This is a genomic window from Pseudomonas sp. RIT-PI-S (genome assembly GCF_025642975.1).
Classification (GTDB): domain Bacteria; phylum Pseudomonadota; class Gammaproteobacteria; order Pseudomonadales; family Pseudomonadaceae; genus Aquipseudomonas.
Genome location: NZ_JANZKJ010000049.1, coordinates 1 through 225, shown reverse-complemented (window position 1 = coordinate 225; position 225 = coordinate 1). Strand labels below are relative to the sequence as shown.

Annotated in this window: 1 protein-coding gene; it reads left to right on the top strand. The window is 58.7% G+C overall.

Annotated elements, in window-relative coordinates:
• Nucleotides 1–225: hypothetical protein (locus OGL93_RS22195; protein WP_263265174.1), on the top strand; the 225-nt coding region annotated here is incomplete at both ends.

Sequence of the window (225 nt, the reverse complement as noted above, 5' to 3'; positions counted from 1 at the left end):
ACTGTGGTTACCCACGAAGTGACTGGCGACGAAGACACTTCCATCGCCCTGGGCACCGTGGCGACCTACGCTGACAACGATGGCTCGGAAACCCACACCACCGTTATCAGCGGCATTCCTTTGGGCGCCACCATCACCGATGGCACCAACAGCTACACCGCTATCCCAGGTGGTGACGGCACGGTCGATGTAAGCAACTGGAACCTGTCAGGCATCACCTTCAGT